Annotated in this window: 19 protein-coding genes; 10 read left to right on the top strand and 9 right to left on the bottom strand. The window is 51.1% G+C overall.

Going from position 1 to position 19,333, the window contains the following annotated elements; genetic code table 11:
- Positions 1-44: 44 nt before the first annotated feature.
- Together IPF95_07695 and IPF95_07690 are read left to right on the top strand one after the other, a co-directional pair.
- A complete protein-coding gene (locus IPF95_07695) occupies positions 45-1,643 on the top strand; it encodes a T9SS type A sorting domain-containing protein (GenBank protein ID MBK6474581.1) in 1,599 nt (532 codons plus the stop codon).
- A 12-nt stretch (positions 1,644-1,655) separates the two neighbouring features.
- Positions 1,656-3,452, top strand: coding sequence for a T9SS type A sorting domain-containing protein (locus tag IPF95_07690; protein MBK6474580.1), 1,797 nt, complete (start codon positions 1,656-1,658; stop codon positions 3,450-3,452).
- A 184-nt stretch (positions 3,453-3,636) separates the two neighbouring features.
- Here IPF95_07690 and IPF95_07685 read toward each other — a convergent pair whose 3' ends face one another.
- The 4 genes from IPF95_07685 to IPF95_07670 form a co-directional block, all read right to left on the bottom strand.
- Positions 3,637-4,218: a hypothetical protein gene (locus IPF95_07685; GenBank protein ID MBK6474579.1), complete on the bottom strand. Its 582-nt coding sequence runs from the start codon at positions 4,216-4,218 to the stop codon at positions 3,637-3,639.
- A 261-nt stretch (positions 4,219-4,479) separates the two neighbouring features.
- Entirely contained in the window at positions 4,480-6,030 is a 1,551-nt protein-coding gene (locus tag IPF95_07680; GenBank protein ID MBK6474578.1) for an Rne/Rng family ribonuclease, read from the bottom strand.
- A gap of 221 nt (positions 6,031-6,251) precedes the next feature.
- Positions 6,252-6,734: a tetratricopeptide repeat protein gene (locus IPF95_07675; GenBank protein ID MBK6474577.1), complete on the bottom strand. Its 483-nt coding sequence runs from the start codon at positions 6,732-6,734 to the stop codon at positions 6,252-6,254.
- Between the two features lie 3 nt (positions 6,735-6,737).
- Positions 6,738-7,028: an integration host factor subunit beta gene (locus IPF95_07670; GenBank protein ID MBK6474576.1), complete on the bottom strand. Its 291-nt coding sequence runs from the start codon at positions 7,026-7,028 to the stop codon at positions 6,738-6,740.
- A gap of 177 nt (positions 7,029-7,205) precedes the next feature.
- Here IPF95_07670 and mutY point away from each other — a divergent pair, with 177 nt between their 5' ends.
- Both mutY and IPF95_07660 read left to right on the top strand, forming a co-directional pair.
- Positions 7,206-8,276: an A/G-specific adenine glycosylase gene (gene mutY / locus IPF95_07665; protein MBK6474575.1), complete on the top strand. Its 1,071-nt coding sequence runs from the start codon at positions 7,206-7,208 to the stop codon at positions 8,274-8,276.
- A 271-nt stretch (positions 8,277-8,547) separates the two neighbouring features.
- Entirely contained in the window at positions 8,548-9,213 is a 666-nt protein-coding gene (locus IPF95_07660; protein MBK6474574.1) for a hypothetical protein, read from the top strand.
- Between the two features lie 383 nt (positions 9,214-9,596).
- On the opposite strand, the gene IPF95_07655 is transcribed toward IPF95_07660, so the two are convergent.
- Positions 9,597-10,223 carry a hypothetical protein gene (locus IPF95_07655; GenBank protein MBK6474573.1) on the bottom strand — a complete coding sequence of 209 codons (627 nt, stop codon included), beginning with the start codon at positions 10,221-10,223 and terminating at the stop codon, positions 9,597-9,599.
- A 502-nt stretch (positions 10,224-10,725) separates the two neighbouring features.
- The gene (locus tag IPF95_07650; GenBank protein ID MBK6474572.1) at positions 10,726-10,884 is read right to left on the bottom strand and encodes a hypothetical protein; all 159 of its coding nucleotides are present in this window, start codon (positions 10,882-10,884) and stop codon (positions 10,726-10,728) included.
- Positions 10,885-11,002: 118 nt separating this feature from the next.
- Between IPF95_07650 and ssb the strand changes: the two genes are divergently transcribed.
- The 3 genes from ssb (at position 11,003) to IPF95_07635 (ending at position 13,498) form a co-directional block, all read left to right on the top strand.
- Positions 11,003-11,470, top strand: coding sequence for a single-stranded DNA-binding protein (gene ssb / locus IPF95_07645; protein MBK6474571.1), 468 nt, complete (start codon positions 11,003-11,005; stop codon positions 11,468-11,470).
- 152 nt (positions 11,471-11,622) lie between these two features.
- Positions 11,623-12,903: a gliding motility-associated protein GldE gene (gldE, locus tag IPF95_07640; GenBank protein ID MBK6474570.1), complete on the top strand. Its 1,281-nt coding sequence runs from the start codon at positions 11,623-11,625 to the stop codon at positions 12,901-12,903.
- Entirely contained in the window at positions 12,896-13,498 is a 603-nt protein-coding gene (locus tag IPF95_07635; GenBank protein ID MBK6474569.1) for a gliding motility lipoprotein GldD, read from the top strand. The genes gldE and IPF95_07635 overlap by 8 nt, the downstream gene beginning before the upstream one ends.
- On the opposite strand, the gene IPF95_07630 is transcribed toward IPF95_07635, so the two are convergent.
- Together IPF95_07630 and IPF95_07625 are read right to left on the bottom strand one after the other, a co-directional pair.
- Positions 13,479-14,513: a COX15/CtaA family protein gene (locus IPF95_07630; protein ID MBK6474568.1), complete on the bottom strand. Its 1,035-nt coding sequence runs from the start codon at positions 14,511-14,513 to the stop codon at positions 13,479-13,481. The genes IPF95_07635 and IPF95_07630 overlap by 20 nt on opposite strands.
- Positions 14,514-14,590: 77 nt before the next feature.
- On the bottom strand, positions 14,591-15,127 hold the full coding sequence (locus tag IPF95_07625) for a heavy-metal-associated domain-containing protein (protein MBK6474567.1): 537 nt from the start codon (positions 15,125-15,127) through the stop codon (positions 14,591-14,593).
- Between the two features lie 96 nt (positions 15,128-15,223).
- Between IPF95_07625 and IPF95_07620 the strand changes: the two genes are divergently transcribed.
- The 3 genes from IPF95_07620 (at position 15,224) to IPF95_07610 (ending at position 18,755) form a co-directional block, all read left to right on the top strand.
- Entirely contained in the window at positions 15,224-16,132 is a 909-nt protein-coding gene (locus tag IPF95_07620; protein ID MBK6474566.1) for a DMT family transporter, read from the top strand.
- A 69-nt stretch (positions 16,133-16,201) separates the two neighbouring features.
- Positions 16,202-16,963 (top strand): glycosyltransferase family 2 protein, encoded by a 762-nt coding sequence (locus IPF95_07615; protein MBK6474565.1) that lies wholly within the window; start codon positions 16,202-16,204, stop codon positions 16,961-16,963.
- A 184-nt stretch (positions 16,964-17,147) separates the two neighbouring features.
- Positions 17,148-18,755 carry a T9SS type A sorting domain-containing protein gene (locus tag IPF95_07610; protein MBK6474564.1) on the top strand — a complete coding sequence of 536 codons (1,608 nt, stop codon included), beginning with the start codon at positions 17,148-17,150 and terminating at the stop codon, positions 18,753-18,755.
- A gap of 2 nt (positions 18,756-18,757) precedes the next feature.
- On the opposite strand, the gene IPF95_07605 is transcribed toward IPF95_07610, so the two are convergent.
- On the bottom strand, positions 18,758-19,333 hold the full coding sequence (locus tag IPF95_07605; protein ID MBK6474563.1) for a DUF4123 domain-containing protein: 576 nt from the start codon (positions 19,331-19,333) through the stop codon (positions 18,758-18,760).

Below are 19,333 nucleotides of genomic sequence, written 5' to 3'. Positions count from 1 at the left end.
AAAATTGAACGGAAAAAGAGAAACGAACCAAAAAAGCCGAACACATGAAAAACAAATTCTACGCTCTTCTATCCGGGGTCGCCCTCTTGATGTGCTCCATGCATGTACTTCAGGCCCAACCCGGTTCATTGGATCCTACCTTCAACGGCACGGGATACGTGGTTACTCCAGTGAACACATTAGATGCGGCCCAGAAGATCCTGGTGCAACCCGATGAAAAGGTCCTGTTGATCGGCTTTTCGTTCGATACGAACTACGTCGCTCGCACGCAGGTATTCCGTCTATTACCGGATGGAACTCCAGATACCGATTTCGGGACCAACGGAGTCTTCACCTATGAGCTGGACTACGAAGCCGACATCTATTCAGCCGTTCTGACCTCTGAAGGAAAGATCATATTGGTGGGATCCACAACGGATTACCAGACATACAGATTATTACTGATCCAATTGAACGCCGATGGCACCTTGGATAACACCTTTGGCACCAATGGCGTGGTAACGGGGCACATTAGTCTACCCACGGAAAATACCGAGGACCAAGCGTACGATGTGTCGCTCGATGCGCTTGGTAACATCTTGGTGTGTGGTAGTTCAGATGATCTCAACTATGTACCGCGCCCTGTAGTGGTGCGCTTTACGCCGAGTGGCGTGCTTGATACCACGTTCGGTACGGATGGAGTGGCTACGATCCCTGTCTTGACCGTGGGAAGCAATTCCTTCAAAGGTATTGTGGTGCAACCAGATGGCAAGATCGTTGCATCCGGTTATTTCGGGAATACGGAATTGTGGTACGTAATGCTCGTTGTACGCTTTGAAACCGATGGCACACTTGACCCGACCTTTGGTGATGCAGGAATCGTAAAGTACAACTACGGCAATGTGGACGATGAAGGCGAGGACCTGAAATTGTTGCCCGATGGATCCATTCTTGTGGCCGGGATTACAGTGACTCAATCCTATAATTACAGTGCGCTGCTGGCAAAATTCACACCATCAGGTCAACTTGACTCCACCTTCGGAACGAATGGCACGGTCAAAGAGGACCTTGCCAATTTCGACTACGCAGCCAACCTGGAAGCCATGTCCGATGGCACGATCATCATGTCTGGCACTTCCGGTGTAGGACCACCCAACGGCTTTGATCTTGCAGTATGGAAGTACAATGCTGATGGCACACGCGACAATACTTTTGGTAGCAACGGTGTAGTTCAGCACGCCATACCTAGCTATTACACCATGATCTATGCAATGGATGTACAGGCCGATGGCAAGATCCTGATCGGTGGTCAAGCACGAACCACGATAAATCAGAACTACTTCTTCATTGCACGATTGGAGAACGATGTGATCAGCGCGGTGAAAGAACTTTCCAGCGTACCAGAAGCATTCGTATACCCGAATCCGGCCAACATGTATTCCACCATTTCACTTCGGATCTCGGATGCAATTCAATCAAACGCATTGATCAAGCTCTATGGATCCGATGGACGCATGGTGACTTCAATTTCTGCCCAACAACTGCAGCGTACTGGTACTATTGTCAACTTCAATTTGCCAACGGGGATCGCACCGGGCATCTATCAAGTTGCATTTGAGCAACCGGGCACCCGCATTGCAACGAACATTCTGATCAACGAGTAAAAACACACCACCATGAAACACCTCTACCTATCACTTCTTGGTATCGGTTTAGCGGCGACAACAGCCTTCGCACAATACAACGCCACCATAACCGTTACGGACCTCAGCACTGGCCTGCCCTTGCAGGACGCCGAAGTGATCTTTGACGGAAACTTCCAGACCACCAATGCTGCGGGATCGGCAGTATTCACGGATCTTATCGACTTTGATTACTCATACACCGTATCGAAAGGTTGTTATACGGCAAATTCCGGCATGCTTACCATAGCAGGAGCCGACAACAGCGATGCCATCGCGTTGGAGCCAACGACCGCCAACAACGTGTTCTTCTTCGTCGGTTCACCACTGACCATTGCTGGTGCTACGGTGACCTTGACGGACGGTGTAGACTACAACGAGACACTCGAGACGGGTGCTCCGTTCGGTGATCTGTTCGAGAACGTACCATTCGGTGAGTACAGCTATTCGATCAGCATTCCGTGTTACGAGCCATTAAGCGGAAACGTAACAGTTGATTGCACAGGCAACGGTGATGGTATTGCGGTGTTCGCAGAGCCGGTTGCGTTGACCGCAAATGCTGTGTTCTTCTTCGTTGGTTCACCACTGACCATTGCTGGTGCTACGGTGACCTTGACGGACGGTGCCGACTACAACGAGACACTTGAGACGGGAGCTCCGTTCGGTGATCTGTTCGAGAACGTACCATTCGGTGAGTATAGCTACTCCATCAGCATTCCATGCTACGAGCCATTGAGCGGAAACGTAACGGTGGATTGCACCGGAAACGGTGATGGTATTGCGGTGTTCGCAGAGCCAGTTGCGCTGACCGCAAATGCTGTGTTCTTCTTCGTCGGTTCGCCAATGACAATTGCTGGTGCAACAGTGACCTTGACAGATGGTGCCGATTACAACGAGACACTTGAAACAGGTGCTCCGTTCGGTGATCTGTTCGAGAACGTACCCTTCGGTGAGTACAGCTACTCCATCAGCATTCCTTGCTACGAGCCAGTAAGCGGAAACGTAACGGTTGATTGCACAGGAAACGGTGATGGTATCGCCGTGTTCGCAGAGCCGGTTGCATTGACCGCCAACAACGTCTTCTTCTTTGTTGGTTCACCACTGACCATTGCTGGTGCTACGGTGACCTTGACGGACGGTGCCGACTACAACGAGACACTTGAGACGGGCGCTCCGTTCGGTGATCTGTTCGAGAACGTACCATTCGGTGAGTACAGCTACTCCATCAGCATTCCTTGCTATGAACCAGTAAGCGGAAACGTAACGGTTGATTGCACAACTGGTGATGGTATTGCGGTGTTCGCGGAGCCGGTTGAGGTCATAATTGATGCCACCGTTACGTTGGCATCAGGTACACTTACAGCAACGGAAAGTGGACTTGACTACCAGTGGGTGGATTGCGATGACAGCAACGCCCCGATCGCTGGTGCCACGGAACAGAGCTATACCGCCACCGAAAGCGGAAGCTATGCGGTGATACTTACCATGGGCGATTGTTCCGTAACATCAGAATGCACATCGGTGATCGTCAATGGCGTTGAAGACCGTTCGAGCCTAAATGCGTTCGCTGTGTACCCGAATCCGTTCAACGAAATTCTAACAGTACGTTCCAACGGTCAGTCAGGTGTAGTACATGTCGAATTGATCAACATGGCCGGCCAGATGTTGCGCAATGAAACCCGCACAGGGATGGAACTGATCACTATAGCAACAGGGCAACTTGCACCCGGCAGCTATGTGGTACGATTGACCTCTGCGAACGAAAGCACAACGCTTAGTGTGATCAAGTAACACGCACAGTAAACACTAGAGAGGTGCATCGACAGCGGTAGGCTGTTGGTGTACCTTTTTTGTTTCCACATGGCGAGAGCGAACGTAATCGTATCGCAACCTTCACAAGAAAACCCGCACGCTAACGAAAAAGGGAGATGATCCAACGGACCACCTCCCTTTCATATTCGGTTAATTGCAACGATCAAATGCTATTCGGCATTTTGTACTCTTGCATCCATACGCGTACTTCCTCTGCCTCTTTCAAAGAGATCTCACGAACATTCGCCCAACTCACATCGTCCGCTTCGCCTATTTTCTTGATCAGACGGTCCATTCGCTCCAAGCCTTGTGCCAATTCCGCCGCACGTTTCTGGTCCGCTTCCTTTGCTGCGGCATCTGCACCTGCGGTCTTCAAACGGCCACGAACAGCATCCAGTTCAGCCATCAATGTGGAACGCAATCCGTTCAACGCGTTGGTCGTACCTGTGCGTTCTTCGGCTGGTGTCTTGTAAGTGATCACCATGAACGTGCGGGACCCGGTCGTACTACCGTCCAAGTTATCCATTCCGCCAGAATTCACTTGTGTATCGGCAGCATGGCCGTGGTCAGCCGCACCATTGGCGTGATCATGGCCGTCACCGGTGGTATAGCCCGCGTCATCAAGATGCATCGTATCTTCACCATTGGCATCATGCGCAGTTCCATCATCGGATCCTCCGCAACCAGTTAATACTAGGCCGGTGATAGCAATGATCCCGGTTATGTTCCGAATAGTTCTGTTCATTGTCAGTTTTGATTGAGGCGCCAAAGGTAGAGGTTCCTAATATCGGTAAAACATATTCACCCAGGTCATATTGAAAAGTCATTGCCGAAGCTGTTTCTAAGCGCACCGGTCCAGAGGTGTTCCACTATGCCATCAATAGCGGATCTCCAAAATGACGGCACTTGAGAAGAACACAACTTCTCGATCAACACCGTTGGGTATCAATATGTTAAGAATATTGCGCTCAGGACCGAATAACAAGACGGTGCGATAAACGTCTGCTTACACCGGGATCTCGCTGCCGCTAGCGTCCGCTACCTTGTAGGCGAGAAACTGCATGGAACTTTCGGGCTTCACATTCACCCATTTCTTCCAACGCCATGCCCATTTCATTTGGCGACTTGGAAATCCTTTGGTGATGTACGCGTGGATGAACGGATGCACGCTCAGGGTCAAGCCGGACATCTCCTTTTCGGAGACCAGGTAGTTGAGGGTGTTCTCTATCTCGTCCACGATCAGGATCGGTGCATCCACTTCGCCGGTACCGTTACACGTCGGGCAACTTTCGCTGGTGTCGATCTCGGTCTCCGGGCGGACGCGTTGGCGCGTGAGCTCGATCACTCCGAAACGGCTTGGCGGCAATACATTGTGCTTGGCCTTATCATCGGCCATGGCATCCTTCATTGCGCGGTGCAAGGTGCGGCGGTTATCGGCTTCGTATAGGTCGATGAAATCAATGCAAACGATACCGCCCATATCGCGCAAACGCAATAACCTGGCGATCTCAATTGCCGCTTCCACGTTGATGTCGAGCGCGTTCTTCTCCTGTGCCTGATTGCCTCCTTTCCGGCTGCCACTGTTCACGTCGATAACGTGCATGGCCTCCGTTTTTTCGATGATCAAATAGGCTCCGCTGGTCAGCATCACCTGTTTACCGAAGGCTTGTTTGATCTGCTTGTTCACTCCGAAATTATCGAAGATGTCCAGCTTGCCTTTGTAATGCTTTACAATGCCCTTTTTCTCGGGTGCCGTCTTTTCCAGTGTTTGGTAGATCTCCTCCGCAAGGAGTTCATCATCCACTTGGATGCTCGTGAAATCCTTGTTGAGCACATCGCGCAACAACGCATTGGTACGATCGATCTCGCCCAGCACCTTTTTGGCTGGCTGCGCATTCTTCAGGTTGCGGAACATCACGTCCCAGCGTTGCAACAAGGTCTTCAGATCGGCCTCTAGGTCCTCGCTTTTCTTATCGGCCGCATTGGTACGGATGATCACCCCGTGGTTCTTCGGGCGAATGGCCTGCATCAGGTCCTTCAACCGTCTGCGCTCACCCTCATCGATGATGCGGCTACTGATGTTCACTTTGTTGATGAACGGTACCAGCACCATGTACCTGCCGGCAAGGGTGATCTCTGCCGATAAGCGCGGTCCTTTGGTACTGATCGGTTCCTTCGCGATCTGCACCAGGATGGTCTGGCTGGCACTTAAGGCATCGGCGATCTTGCCGTTCTTTTCGATGTCAGCTTCCAGTTTCCAACTATCCAAGCTTGAATCATTGAGGTTGCCGTGAACGGCACCTTTCGCGAAATTGTAGGTGTTGCGGTATTGTGGGCCTAGATCGAAGTAATGCAGGAAGGCATCCTTCTCGTGCCCAACATCAACGAATGCGGCATTGAGGCCTGGGGCCACCTTGCGCACTTTGGCGAGGTAGATGTCTCCAACGGCGAATCCGCGTTCTGTCTTTTCCCTGTGGAGTTCGGCCAAGACCTTATCCTTCATCAGGGCAATAGCCACTTCGGAAGCGCCTGAACGGATGATCAGGTCAATGTTCACGTGATGTTGATTTGAAGTGAAGGGCCCCGTGATCCGGGTACCCAATAACGCCACGTAGGCCCCAAGGAGGATATCCTTAGGGCCACGCGACGTAAGAGGTCAAAGAGAAAAACCTAGCGGTTCTTCTTCTTGTGCCTATTCTTCCGCAAGCGCTTTTTGCGCTTGTGCGTGGACATCTTGTGACGTTTTCTTTTTTTACCGCACGGCATGAATGCTCAGTGTTATTCGTTTTTCAATTGAAGCAGGAAGCGATCGATACCATTATTGATCGCCGTATCCTGCGAAGTGCTTTTATACTTTTCCAGACTCGCAATGGCTTGGGGTATGGAGTCCAAGGTCGCGTAGGTTCGGCCCAAGTAGAACAAGGCATCCGGGTAACCATCCGGGTCCAGTTCAACTACCTTTTTGAAGCGATCAAGGGCTTTATCATACTGTCCGCTTTTGACACTGAAGAGTCCCAGATTCCAAAGTGCTTCCACATTGTTAGGTTCCTCTTTCACGATCTCCAGCAGCATTTTGATGCCGCGCATGGGTTCCTGTCCATTCACCAAAGCAACCGCTTCCGCGGTACGCGCCTTGGCGGGGTCCATTTTCGCCATTTCCTCCTGCTTCCCGGAAGGCATCCGGGGGGCCAATACCAAAAGAACGATCACTACCACTGCTACTCCGAGTGCCAGCAACTGAGGCTTCTTCAAGCCATTCATTGCTTACGCGGACTTAGCTCTGTTCTTCACCTTGTCGACGAACGTGTCGGCAGGTTTGAACGCCGGCACATCGTGTGCTGGAATGATAATGGTGGTATTACGGGCCAGGATCCTTCCGGTCTTCTGTGCCCTGTGCTTTACCACGAAGCTCCCGAAGCCACGCAGGTGTACGTTCTCGCCTTTCTCAAGGCTCAACTTCACTTCTTCCATGAATGCCTCAACGGTAGTGAGAACAACTTGGCGTTCAACACCTGTCCGTTTCGCGATCATACCGACCAATTCTGCCTTCGTCATACCCTGCTTTAGATTTGGGGCCGCAAAGATAGGTGATCTTCTTGAATGAACAACCAGTGGGTGATACTTCTTTCACCGCATCGAACAAACCGACGCTCAGTGAGTTCCGTAAAACAGCAATCCACATGGATCCTGATCAACGGTAGCGGTTACATGCGAATCCTCTCCCACTGACCAATGGCACGCACACCCAACAATACTAGCACCGCACTCCAGTGGTTCAGCAGGGCATTGCTGCCATGGTACCGGGAGCACTACCGCGACCTGCCCTGGCGGCGCACCACCGACCCGTACCGGATCTGGTTGAGCGAGGTGATCCTACAGCAAACGCGGGTTGACCAAGGAATGGCGTACTGGCATCGGTTCGTGGAACGCTACCCCACCGTGGCCGATCTGGCCAAAGCACCCGAGGATGATGTGCTGAAACTCTGGCAAGGACTCGGCTACTACAGCCGGGCGCGCAACCTCCGGACCGCCGCGCAACAGGTCATGGACGTGCATCAGGGGCAGTTCCCACGGAACTACGAAGCCTTGAAACAACTGAAGGGCATAGGCGAATACACCGCAGCGGCTATTGGCAGTATTTCTTTCAACCTACCGGAGCCGGTGGTCGATGGCAATGTGTACCGTGTGCTGGCGCGGGTCTTCGGGTTGGACCTCCCGATCGACAGCGCAGCAGGAAAAAAAGCGTTCCGGTCCTTAGCCGCAGACCTCTTGGACCCGACCCATCCGGGCGACCACAACCAGGCCGTAATGGAATTGGGCGCTACGGTGTGTACTCCGAAGAACCCGCTGTGCGCAACCTGTCCCGTTGCAACCAAGTGCATTGCAAAAGCAACGGACCGCATCACCGAATTACCCGTAAAGGCGAACCGGACCGCAGTGCGCACGCGCCATTTCAACTACTTGCACATCATCACCAAAAAAGGCACTTACCTACGGAAACGAACAGGCAAAGGCATCTGGGAAGGCCTGTACGAGTTCCCCCAGATCGAATCCGAAAAAGACCTTGGAACCAAACGGTTCGCAGCGCTCTTGGAACGCACCTACGGCAAGGGATGGGAACTCACCAATTCCCACGGCCCGGTAAAGCACGTGCTAAGCCACCAACTCATCCGTGCCACCTTCTGGACCGCCAGCTCGCCACCCGGTTTCGCTATTCCAGCGGATTGGGTCCTGGTGCCGAAAGCGAAAATGAAGAAGTATGCTGTGCCGCGGTTGGTTGAACGGTATTTGGGGGAGGGTTAGCGGCCTAGAAGAACATCGGCTTATCGCTATTCCTATGGGAGCCATTGAAACGGACCTTGCCACATCTTTAGTTGATTTTTTAACCATTCAAAACGCAGAGCCTCGGAGCGAAGAGCATGTAAGCGTTTAAATCATTCCTTCGGTGTAGTTGGCAACTTCTATCCGAATGATGAAATAAGAGATTAGTTTAGGTGCCATGGAATTACTTTCTGAACTCTGGTCATCTATAAAGTTCCGTATTAGGAACCCATTCTATGGAACACTGATTGTCATGTTCCTACTGTGGAATTGGAAGGCGGTGCTGGTCCTCTTTTACCCGATGGAGCATCTTGACCTTTTTGGCAGAATGCAATGGCTGGGTGAAAATGAATACACTACAGGATGGGACAAAGCCTTGCAGATATATATTTATCCAATTCTTAGTGCACTTGCTGCGCTTACATTGTTCCCATGGATACTGAATTTGTTGGACAAAGTGTACTACAGTCTCCTAATTGAGAGACGAAATTCCAGAGTTAACGCGGATGGATCTATTCTTTTGACAAGCTACGACAAGTCAGAATTGATCAAGACAATCCAAACAAAAGAACAGGAGTTGGAAGAATGCAAAATCAGATATCAACAAAGTGACTTAGATCGACGGCAGTTGAGCGGAGAGTTAATGACACTTCGACAATTTGGCAATATGGCCGGAATGCAGCCGAAAGAACTTTACGAAAAGCATATTGCAACTAACCATTTACTCATTGAAGTTCTCCAACGTGTACGAGATCAGCGCATGGAACCGGATATGACCGAGAATCCATCTTATCAATTCCTTGCTCAATGCAGGGTCGTAAAACCATTAATATACAAAGGTGGTCAACCACACATGCTCCCTTTGAATGTGGCATTTACGGAGTATGGGGAACAAGTCGCAAAGTTTCTACCAAAATAGCTACTCCGATTGTCCTTGTGTAGGATGCACGAAGTGGACCGCAATACGAATAGCGTTTAAACTCCAGCAAAATCTCCTTCTTAGCCACATAGACGCACACGCAATTGACACTAAGGTGTCACATATGGTCATCAACCTTGAGAGCTACAAAAGCCTACTGCTTCGCCGTAAGCTCCAACGGTGCCGCTGGCGAAGCTGCTATGAGCGACCAGCTCTGGTACGCTGGTTATGCTGGGTTTGCTGGCTGCTAGCAGTAAATAAACTTCTTCTTCAGGAAACAACCTTGGCCTTTGATGGGGTTGTTTTGTTGTGTAGCAAATGCAGCCGAAGGGTCGACGACAACTGAGAAAGTACTGGCGGAGTGTGTCAATAAGTTTACCGTACTATTCCGTATATAATTTCTTTTTGTCCTTATAAACAGTCGAATATTTCTTGAAAGCAAGTTCTAAAGCAATTCCCCAATCTATCACTCGATTGTAGCTGTTCTTGTCGCGCGATGAAACATAGTCCGCCATTAGGAATTGTTTTGTCGCAATGTCGAAAAAAGTAAAGTACCCGGATGCTCTTTTACTTGCATTGTCAAAACACTCAACGATCACGACGAACCCCACTCCTTGCTTTTCGGTGATCTGATATTCATCAATGTATGACTGAATTGAGTCTTTTGAGATCGTATATGGCGTTACCCATCCAAGGTTTTCAGAATTCAATGTTTTGTTCAGCGTAAGTGTTGGATACAGATTGAAAGTGACCTCGTCTTTTTCTAACCAAGAACGCAAGGTCTTCTCGGTTATATGCTCTTGACAAAATTCTGTCCAGATGAATACGAACTTCTTTATATCCTGATCCATCCTCTTAACATCAGAAAGTCTAAAGTGTGTAAAGTCATAGCCATAGAACACAATTTCCTTTGCGTCAAATACTGTTTGCTCAGAAGTGGATCCACTTTGACAGTATGAAATACCTACTGAGGAAATAAGTATGAAGATCGAGAGTCCGAGTCTTTTCATTTTTCTATTTGGCGTGGTGGGGGTATTTCTTCAACGATTGCTAAAAGTTGAAAAGAACGCTGAAGCGCAGGGTCTCAAAGCGAAGACCTTGCGAGAGCATAGAGCGAATCGGCGTTTGTGAGCGCTGGGTAGTAGTGGTTCTGCTGGCTGCTGGCAGTAAGTACATGGCTGCTATTGGGAACAACCTTGGCTTTTGTTAGTGGTGTTTTGGTTTTGTGTGGGTGTAGCTCAAAGGTCGAGTGCAAACCACTAAAGCCTGTGCGGGTTTAAAAGTTGCATCATATTCTCCTAACGTGTAAAGATTTTGCCATTTTCTTTACACGTCATGTACTACAAGTAAAGGTTTTGACGATTTTTTTACACGTTGATCAATCAACGGTTCTCCGTCCAAGCCCAAGGCTGGAGCGACCGCAAGCACCGTTGAGCAGGTGGGTTGGCGCAGTGCTGATCCACAGCCGCGAACGAGCCGACCAACCGGAGACGCTCGGATGATCGGTGGATCTTACTTACCGATCCCGAATTCAAGTTGGCGTTCGTATTCTTCCGTTGGGAAAGTTCCTATTGAAGCGCTGATCAGGTTGTCTTCGCTAAGGGCCCAGAGCTCGGATCCATTGATGTTAACGGTGGGGCCTTTCGCATTGAATTTCGATGTACTATTCATGCCTTCGGCACTAATAGAATGCAACGACCATGTGAGGAGTGAACGCTATTACGTATACAAAGCTCCATACAAGAAAACCCCGACCGATATATTACCTTCGTCCTTCAACCCCCCTACAATGGCCGGAGTAAACAAAGTGATATTGGTCGGCAACCTTGGCGCCGACCCAGAAATTCGCCACCTGCAGAATGGTGCGAGCGTTGCCAATTTTCGAATTGCCACCAGCGAGACGTATAAGGACAAGACCACAGGTGAACGCCGCGAGCAGACCGAGTGGCATAGCCTGGTTGCATGGCGTGGTCTGGCAGAGATCACCGAGAAGTATCTGCGCAAAGGCAGCAAGGTGTATGTAGAGGGTAAGCTCCGTACCCGCCAATGGCAGGACAAGGATGGTAATACCAAGTATACCACGGAGATCCATGTGGATGAACTGACCATGCTGGATCGCGCAAGTGACAACAGCGGTGCTAGTAGCAGTGGGAATAGCGGTCAACAACAACCTCAGTCACAAGCGAAGGAAACATCCAGCGCCGCGCAAACGCCCATTGGCCAAGGCGCCGATGATGATGATGACCTGCCGTTCTAGAGTGCGGGATTCCGGGTCGCGGCCCGGAATGACGGTGCAAGAAGGAGCCATCGTTTAACTTGCGCCATGCGCTTACCCCTGACTTTATAGCGTAAACCAAAAATTCGTTGGAACCTCCGTCCTCATATTTACTATTGATCACGCTGCTGAGCATGAGTCCGGCGGTGGTGATCTATCTGGTGATCATTGGTGCATTGTTGCTGTTGACAGCGGCGATGTCGGCCAGTGAGTTTGCGTTGTTCTCGCTGAAGCCGGAGCACTTGCGTGAACTGAAAGAGCGTGGTGGGAAGAATGGAATCCGTGTGATGGAACTGCTGGCGAAACCGCGTCGGTTGCTTGCCACGATATTGATCTCCAGTGCCTTCGTGAACATGGGCATTATCGTCCTTAGCACGTTCATCGTTACCCAGTTGTGGGATGTGGCGGCGATGCCGCACTACTTGGCCATCACGGTGCATGTATCCGCCGTGGCGTTCTTGATCGTGTTGGTGGGTGAAGTGATCCCGAAGGTGTATTCAAGTACGGAGCCGATAAGCATTGCAAAACGAATGTCCGGTCTGTTGATCACGTTGCGCTGGTTGTTCCGTCCGCTGAGCGAGACATTGGTGCGCAGTACGAATTTCATTGAGAAACGCTACAACAAAAAGCAGAAGCAGACCCTTTCCGTGGATTCATTAGGCCACGCGCTGGACCTTACTCAGGATGAAAGCTCGAGCGTGCAGGAACAGCGGATCCTGCGCGGCATCGTGAAGTTCGGCAACTTCGAGGTCCGCCAGATCATGCGCCCCCGGACGGAGGTCGTCGGGTTCGCACAGGAATTGGATTTCAAACAATTGTTGGCGGCAATTGTCGAGAGTGGATTCTCGCGTGTGCCGATCTATGAAGAAACCTTGGACACGGTGAAAGGCGTGCTGTACATCAAGGACGTGCTACCGCATATCGAGAAACCGGCGTTCGATTGGTTGAGCCTGATCCGTGAACCGTATTTCGTGCCGGAAAGCAAGAAGTTGGATGACCTGTTGAAGGAGTTCCAGACCGAGAAGGTCCACTTGGCCGTAGTGGTGGATGAGTACGGCGGAACAAGCGGGATCATTACGTTGGAGGATGTGATCGAAGAGATCGTGGGTGACATCACCGATGAATACGATGACGAGGACCTGTGGTACAGCAAGCTCGATGACCGCACGTGGGTATTCGAAGGAAAAGCCGCACTGACGGATGTTTACCGTGTGTTGGGCATCGACGGTACACTCTTCGAGGAACACAAAGGTGATAGCGGAACGTTGGGTGGTTTCATACTGGAACAGACCGGTCGTATCCCGAAAAAGGGCGAGCGCATTGATTTCGGAAATTGGACCTTCGTTGTGGAGGGTTCGGATAACAAACGGATCCGACGGGTGAAGATGATCATGCGTGTTGTGGTTGATGAGTAGTACCAGCGAACATAGGATCTCGGCGCAGTGGCGTGTGCTGCTAGGAGCCACCGTGATCTTGGTGGTCCTTGCCACTGGCTGCACACCAGATCCGGTTCCGAAACCACGCGGTTATTTCCGCATCGACCTTCCCGAAAAACAATACGAGCGTTGGAACAGTTCAAACGGACTATCCGCAGAGATCCCGACCTACGTGAAAATGGCCGAGCGTGATGCGAAGAGCGATGCGCGCTGGTATGATATGCGCTTTCCGCAGCAACGCGCGACGGTCCATCTGACATGGAGTCCTGTTGGTGGCCAATTGAACAATTTGATCGCCGACGCGCATGAGTTCAAGAATTCACACGGTGCCAAAGCGTTGAAGATCGGCAACGAACGCGTGGTGCGCGACAGTGTGCGGGTATTCGGAACGCTCTTCGATGTGGAAGGTGATGTTGCAAGCCCGTTCGTGTTCTACCTCACCGATAGCACGGACAATTTCCTTTACGGTGCGCTGTATTTCGATGTGCGTCCGAATGCCGATTCACTTGCGCCCGTAACGGATCGGATCCGTGATGACCTGCGTCATTTGGCTGCTACGCTGCGTTGGAAGTGATACCGGTACTGTGCATGACCCAAAGCACGGCAGCAAGTAGCAGCAGCGCTCCGAATTGATGCGCAACGCCAAGGGCGATATGCACGTGCGATAACACCGTGAACACACCCAGAACGAATTGCAGTCCAACGGCGATCATCAGCCACTTCGCAGGTGCGGCAAGATCGGGGGTATTCCTGAAGCGTACACCGTACCAAACGAATGCAAGCGCTACCACCCACGCGAAGTAGCGGTGAACGAATTGCACGCCGTCGCGGTGGTCGGTGAAGTCCTTGAGCAAGCTCCCGAATGCGGTCACGTTCTCGGGCATGATCTCGCCATTCATCAGCGGCCATGTATTGTACATGTGGCCGGCATCCAGCCCTGCGGTGAATGCGCCCCAAACGATCTGTAATAGCAACAGGACCAGCAGGCCTCGCGCCCATTTACCTTCGCGTGAACCGTTGGATTTGAACGTTCGCCTACCCTTCTTGATATCAAGAACCGTCCACAACACAATGGCGAACACCGTGAACGCCGCACAGAGGTGGATGGCCAAGCGGTAATGGCTCACATCGGTACGTTCCTGTAGCCCACTAACGACCATGAACCAGCCCAGCGCACCAACAAGTCCACCACCGATCAGGATCACCCAACTGCGTTTCCAAAGCCAGCCTTTCAACAAACCCTTTCGCCAGAACAGCACGAACGGAATGGCAAAGACCAGCCCCATCATCCTACCCCAATTGCGATGCAGGTACTCCCAGAAAAAGATCCGTTTGAAACCCGCGATGTCCATGTGCGGGTTGGTCAGCGTGTACTCCGGGATCTCTTTGTACTTTTCGAAGGCCTCTGTCCATTCGGCATCGTTCATGGGTGGCAATGCACCCATGATCGGTTTCCATTCGGTAATGGAGAGGCCGCTATCCGTAAGGCGGGTAATGCCACCGATAGCCACCATACAGGCGATCAGGATGCAACCCGTGAGCAGCCAAGTGACAACTGGTTTTAATCGAGTTTGTCCCTGATCTTTCATTGAAGCGGCAAAACTAGCACCTACACGCATAAAAAAAGGGAGCCGAAACTCCCTTTTACAAGATGGAACTGTGTGGATCACCGGACCAGGATCCGCGTCAGGATCGCGAACAGGCTTGGGATAATTATGGAAGAAGTTGGGGCGCATGAAGCTGCGGCTACAGGACCATTCTCCTTCGGCTTAACCGCTTCTTTGTTACTGGATGTCGCACTTTTCACCTGTTTGGTGACCTTCACAGCCATCACTTTGTACTGTCCATCATGCAAGGCTTGGATCGCTTCGATCATTTCAGCGTCAGTCACCTTTGTGTCATCATAAGAAATGATGGCGTGATCCTGTTCATCGCCTTCAATGAACTCGATCTTTGTGCTTGTTATGCCTGGGAGTTTGGCCAATGCCTTTTTGATGGAACCACCGCACATCATCTCGCAGGACATCCCGTCAATGCTAATATCCGCACTGGTAACAGGTACGCCGGAACTGATCCCAACTTCCTGAACGGTACGAACCACGTTGGCAGCCGCCTTCATGGTGGTATCCTCAACTGTGGTATTGCCGCAACCAAAAAGCAATAGACCAGTAGCGAGTATCGGGAGAGCGGTTCGGGAGATCATTGTGTTGGGATTTGTATCAGATATGACGCATACAATGCTGAAACGTTACAAAGGTAACGACGGTATGTTATAGGAGATACCTTCGCGCCCAGTTAAATGACCCTAAAAAAAGACAATAACTCGGGCACTATTTGGCTCCTGCTGGTCGTTCTGGCCCTGATCTGGGGCACCTCCTTCATTCTTATGAAAAGGGGTTTGTACCACGATGGCGTTGCGGTTCTTACGCCCTGGCAAGTCGCTACCAGCCGCTTGGCAATTGCGTGGCTTGCACTCTCACCGCTATTGTTCAAACATTTCGGATTGATGCGCAAACATTGGTTACCCTTGATCGGCACAGGAGTACTGGGGAATGGAATTCCTGCATTCCTTTTCGCCACGGCGCAAAGCAGGATCGACAGCTCACTTTCCGGCATGTTGAATAGCCTAACCCCGCTCATGACCATGTTCGTCGGAGCGCTCTTGTTCGGGATCCGCATGCGCGGTGCACATGTTATCGGTATAATTCTCGGGTTGATCGGTGCAGCAGGGTTGATCTGGGTGAAACGCGGCGATGGAACACCTGCTTGGTCATTCTATGCGCTATTGCCCGTGATCGGAGCGCTGTGCTATGGCATCAGTGGAAACATCGTTAAGCGGTATTTGTACACCCTGCCCGCTACGGCAACGGCTGCTTTGGCGCTCACCTTCGTCGGCCCGATCTGTCTCGGCCTGGCCTTGGGCAGCGGTTTACCGGAAACCCTGCGCACCAATCCCCAGGCTTGGACTTCTTTGGGTTATATCGCCATACTCGCTACGTTGAGCAGCGCCTTGGCACTGGTCCTGTGGAACAAGCTCCTGCAATATACCACCGCATTGCGCGCTTCATCCGTTACGTACCTCATGCCTGTGGTTGCCATCGTCTGGGGCGTATTGGATGGCGAACGTGTGACCCCACCACAGCTCGCCATGATCACATTGGTGCTGAGTGGCGTATACATTGTGAGCATTGCGGAACGGACCCGATGAAGGTTGATCCGCCATTCCGGCCGAAGACCGCATCTTTGCGCAGACCTAGCTGAACGACAACACACGAACATGTACCAAGGCAAGAAAGTAGTTGTAGTGCTCCCCGCTTACCGCGCAGCACTGACCCTGGAACAAACTTACAAGGAGATCCCCTTCGACCTGGTGGATGATGTTGTGCTTGTGGACGATAAGAGTCCGGACAATACCGTTCAAGTAGCCCGCGATCTCGGCATTCGCCACATTGTGATGCACAAGAAGAATACCGGTTACGGCGGCAATCAGAAAAGCTGTTACGACAAGGCGAAGGAATTGAATGCTGATATCGTTGTGATGTTGCATCCGGATTATCAATACACGCCGAAGCTGCTGGCGAGCATGATCACATTGATCGGCAACGATGTGTATCCCGTTGTGTTCGGGTCGCGCATCTTGGGCAATGGAGCGTTGAAAGGAGGCATGCCGGTGTACAAATACATCGCGAACCGCTTGCTTACCCTCACGCAGAACATCCTTATGGGGCAGAAATTAAGCGAATATCACACGGGTTACAGGGCATTTGGTCGCGAAGTCCTTGATGCATGTGACTACCACAAATGTTCGGACGATTTCGTATTCGATAACCAAATGATCGCGCAGGTATTCTGGAAGGGGTTCGAGATCGCCGAGATCACCTGCCCAACAAAATACTTCGATGAAGCGAGCAGCATCAATTTCAGTCGCAGCATGACTTATGGTTTAGGCGTGGTGGGCGTGAGCTGGCGCTACTTCTTCGCGCGGATCGGTATCGCGGGTTGGAGCATATTGGGTTCACGCGGACAACAAGGCAGCTAAGTTGCTAGGATGGGAACGCGACGTTCGATCAAGTTCCTTATCATAACGATGGCGGCGTTGCTAAAGTGATGGGCCTTCATAGTTGAAAGACGTGCTGGCTGTGATTCCATATTTTTAGACGTTTCAACGACAGTTACCCCGCTTTGGATTACATTGTGGAGGCTTTACCAAAACCCTCCCAATAATGAGAAGCCACACTCTCCTATCCTGCTTACTACTTTTCTCGACCATCGGTCACGGTCAATGGAACACCATTCCATCGGTCTACTGCATCGAATGCGATGTACCGGAAATCTTGGTGGAATGGGACGCTCTACCCGGCGCGGATCAGATCGAGCGACTGAACACCGGAATCGCTTTTCGATCCAATGACGGTACCGGGCATTTCCCAACATCTCAACTGATCATGCCGTTGCCAGGCTATGCGCAGATCTCGTACTTACAGGATGTTGATGATGACCAGGATCATGATGTGTTCATGACCCATGGGGACACCATTTATTTGTACGTGAATGATGGCGGCATGCTGACGATGATGTCATTGGATACTGTCTTGATAGATGCAGAGTACATGGTATCGCATCAGTTGGACAATGGCTACTTGGCACCGTATGATCTGGACAATGACGGCCAAATGGAATTGATATGGAAGATCCAACAGGGTTCATTCTTCCACTATTACAAGAAGAATGGCAACGCCTATAACAAAATGACCGCTCCCTTGCTCTCACCCTATGATATTCCCTTAAATACCAAAGTGGTCATGATCGACTGGGACGGAGATGGGTGGCGGGATATCGTTCACCTTGGATCCGATACGGAGTTCGATGTTCTATACGTAATACCTGGCGTAAATGGCTCTTCATGGGCTACTACACCAACTACCTTGCAAATGGCAGGGATTCGCGACCTGATGGTACACGACATCAATTCTGATGGCGTTGAAGACCTGCTCGGTTCGCAGTCCTATTATATCAGCCATCCGGATTCTGTTCATTACTTCGTCCAAAGTCTGTCTAATGGACCGAACTGGGCCGAGTATACCCGTAAGTTGGATATGGATTGTGATGGAGACATTGAAATCGTCTCCAAAGGGTTCAACGTCGGGCAAATGGAATTATCGATCCATAATGCTGATCAATTGACCCTATCCAGTGATATCATGACCTTTGGTGCGCAAGGCGCTTACGGCAACCCAGCCCATGTAGTGGCCGATGTGAACGCCGATGGTGCGCTGGACCTCCTCCTAAGCTCAAACTTGCATGATACCGTGTATCTGTTCGTAAACCAAGCAGCGCTTCCGACCGTCACGTTCGCTCCTCCTTCCACTAACATCCCGCCGACGAACATCTTGCTCACTGGCAGTTCGCCGGTCGGCGGCACGTACTCAGGCCCTGGTGTTGTGGATGACAGCCTAATCGTTTCCATGTTGCCAGGTGGTAACATTGACATCACCTACACCTATTCCAGTTTTCCTGGTTGCGTGGATTCCGCAACAGTGACGTTCATCGATCTTACTACTGCACTGGGAGTTCTTGATGATCCAGGTAGTGGCTTTACGGCATATCCTAACCCTGCCAGAGATCTTGTCGTGATCAAGTCTTCCATGGAAGAACCTGCAATTGCTTGGCTGCAAGACGTGATAGGCAGAACCGTAACGACTCCAATTCGGATCCCTTCGCAAGGCATGGCTCAATTGCAGGTAAGCGAACTACGACCCGGTACGTATCTACTGATCCTTGCGGACGAGCAGCAGAATATCCTAGGGCAGCAGAAGGTGCTGGTCGAATAGGATCAAGCGGGAGAATTGGCGGGAGCACAAGCCACACGTTCCGTGTTGGCAATGGTTTCTGCCAGTTCTTTCTCCCGGACAGCTAGGAAACCCTTGAGGTCCATGCCCAACTCTTGCTTGTACAACGCACCGCCATCAAGTGTGAACCGGATCATATTGCCCGCTTCATCCTCCATCACGAACGCATCAACCAAGTCGATGCCGAAGAACTCTTGTAGTTGCTCGGCATCGCAGGTGGGGAGGAATACGCGTAATACACGCGGGTCGTAGAAGCGGAAATAGAGTTCCTTGCCTTCTTCGGTGGTTACCATAAGGAACTGGCGAAAATGATGGTGCAGTTCTTCTAAAGTTGCATGGCTTTGAACGATGATGCCCCAGTTCTTACCTGGGGCTTCTTCGCCTACCCACCGCTTAAATCCTGGTGAATGCGAAGCATCGAACAACCATGGAGCTACGTGTCCGAGTACGGTTTCGCTATCGCCGATGTAGAGGCATTGATGCTCAGAACAATGCTCTTTGGCTTGGTGGATGGAACCATGCAGGGATGCTGCATCGAAGAGGGTGAAGGTGTTTGACAT

This window comes from Flavobacteriales bacterium (genome assembly GCA_016704485.1).
Classification (GTDB): Bacteria; Bacteroidota; Bacteroidia; order Flavobacteriales_F; family PHOS-HE28; genus PHOS-HE28.
Note: the sequence above shows the minus strand (reverse complement) of the source record. Positions and strands in the feature narration are given on the sequence as shown.

Bases quoted from the DNA above. Each gene is read 5' to 3' on its own strand.
- ssb (MBK6474571.1), top strand. From the start codon at position 11,003: ATGGCCGGAGTAAACAAAGTGATATTGGTCGGCAACCTTGGCGCCGAC.
- IPF95_07635 (MBK6474569.1), top strand. From the start codon at position 12,896: ATGAGTAGTACCAGCGAACATAGGATCTCGGCGCAGTGGCGTGTGCTG.
- mutY (MBK6474575.1), top strand. From the start codon at position 7,206: ATGGCACGCACACCCAACAATACTAGCACCGCACTCCAGTGGTTCAGC.
- IPF95_07615 (MBK6474565.1), top strand. From the start codon at position 16,202: ATGTACCAAGGCAAGAAAGTAGTTGTAGTGCTCCCCGCTTACCGCGCA.
- IPF95_07685 (MBK6474579.1), bottom strand. From the start codon at position 4,218: ATGAACAGAACTATTCGGAACATAACCGGGATCATTGCTATCACCGGC.
- IPF95_07655 (MBK6474573.1), bottom strand. From the start codon at position 10,223: ATGAAAAGACTCGGACTCTCGATCTTCATACTTATTTCCTCAGTAGGT.
- IPF95_07670 (MBK6474576.1), bottom strand. From the start codon at position 7,028: ATGACGAAGGCAGAATTGGTCGGTATGATCGCGAAACGGACAGGTGTT.
- IPF95_07695 (MBK6474581.1), top strand. From the start codon at position 45: ATGAAAAACAAATTCTACGCTCTTCTATCCGGGGTCGCCCTCTTGATG.
- IPF95_07605 (MBK6474563.1), bottom strand. From the start codon at position 19,333: ATGTCAAACACCTTCACCCTCTTCGATGCAGCATCCCTGCATGGTTCC.
- IPF95_07630 (MBK6474568.1), bottom strand. From the start codon at position 14,513: ATGAAAGATCAGGGACAAACTCGATTAAAACCAGTTGTCACTTGGCTG.
- gldE (MBK6474570.1), top strand. From the start codon at position 11,623: ATGAGTCCGGCGGTGGTGATCTATCTGGTGATCATTGGTGCATTGTTG.
- IPF95_07620 (MBK6474566.1), top strand. From the start codon at position 15,224: ATGACCCTAAAAAAAGACAATAACTCGGGCACTATTTGGCTCCTGCTG.
- IPF95_07650 (MBK6474572.1), bottom strand. From the start codon at position 10,884: ATGAATAGTACATCGAAATTCAATGCGAAAGGCCCCACCGTTAACATC.
- IPF95_07610 (MBK6474564.1), top strand. From the start codon at position 17,148: ATGAGAAGCCACACTCTCCTATCCTGCTTACTACTTTTCTCGACCATC.
- IPF95_07675 (MBK6474577.1), bottom strand. From the start codon at position 6,734: ATGAATGGCTTGAAGAAGCCTCAGTTGCTGGCACTCGGAGTAGCAGTG.
- IPF95_07660 (MBK6474574.1), top strand. From the start codon at position 8,548: ATGTTCCTACTGTGGAATTGGAAGGCGGTGCTGGTCCTCTTTTACCCG.
- IPF95_07625 (MBK6474567.1), bottom strand. From the start codon at position 15,127: ATGATCTCCCGAACCGCTCTCCCGATACTCGCTACTGGTCTATTGCTT.
- IPF95_07690 (MBK6474580.1), top strand. From the start codon at position 1,656: ATGAAACACCTCTACCTATCACTTCTTGGTATCGGTTTAGCGGCGACA.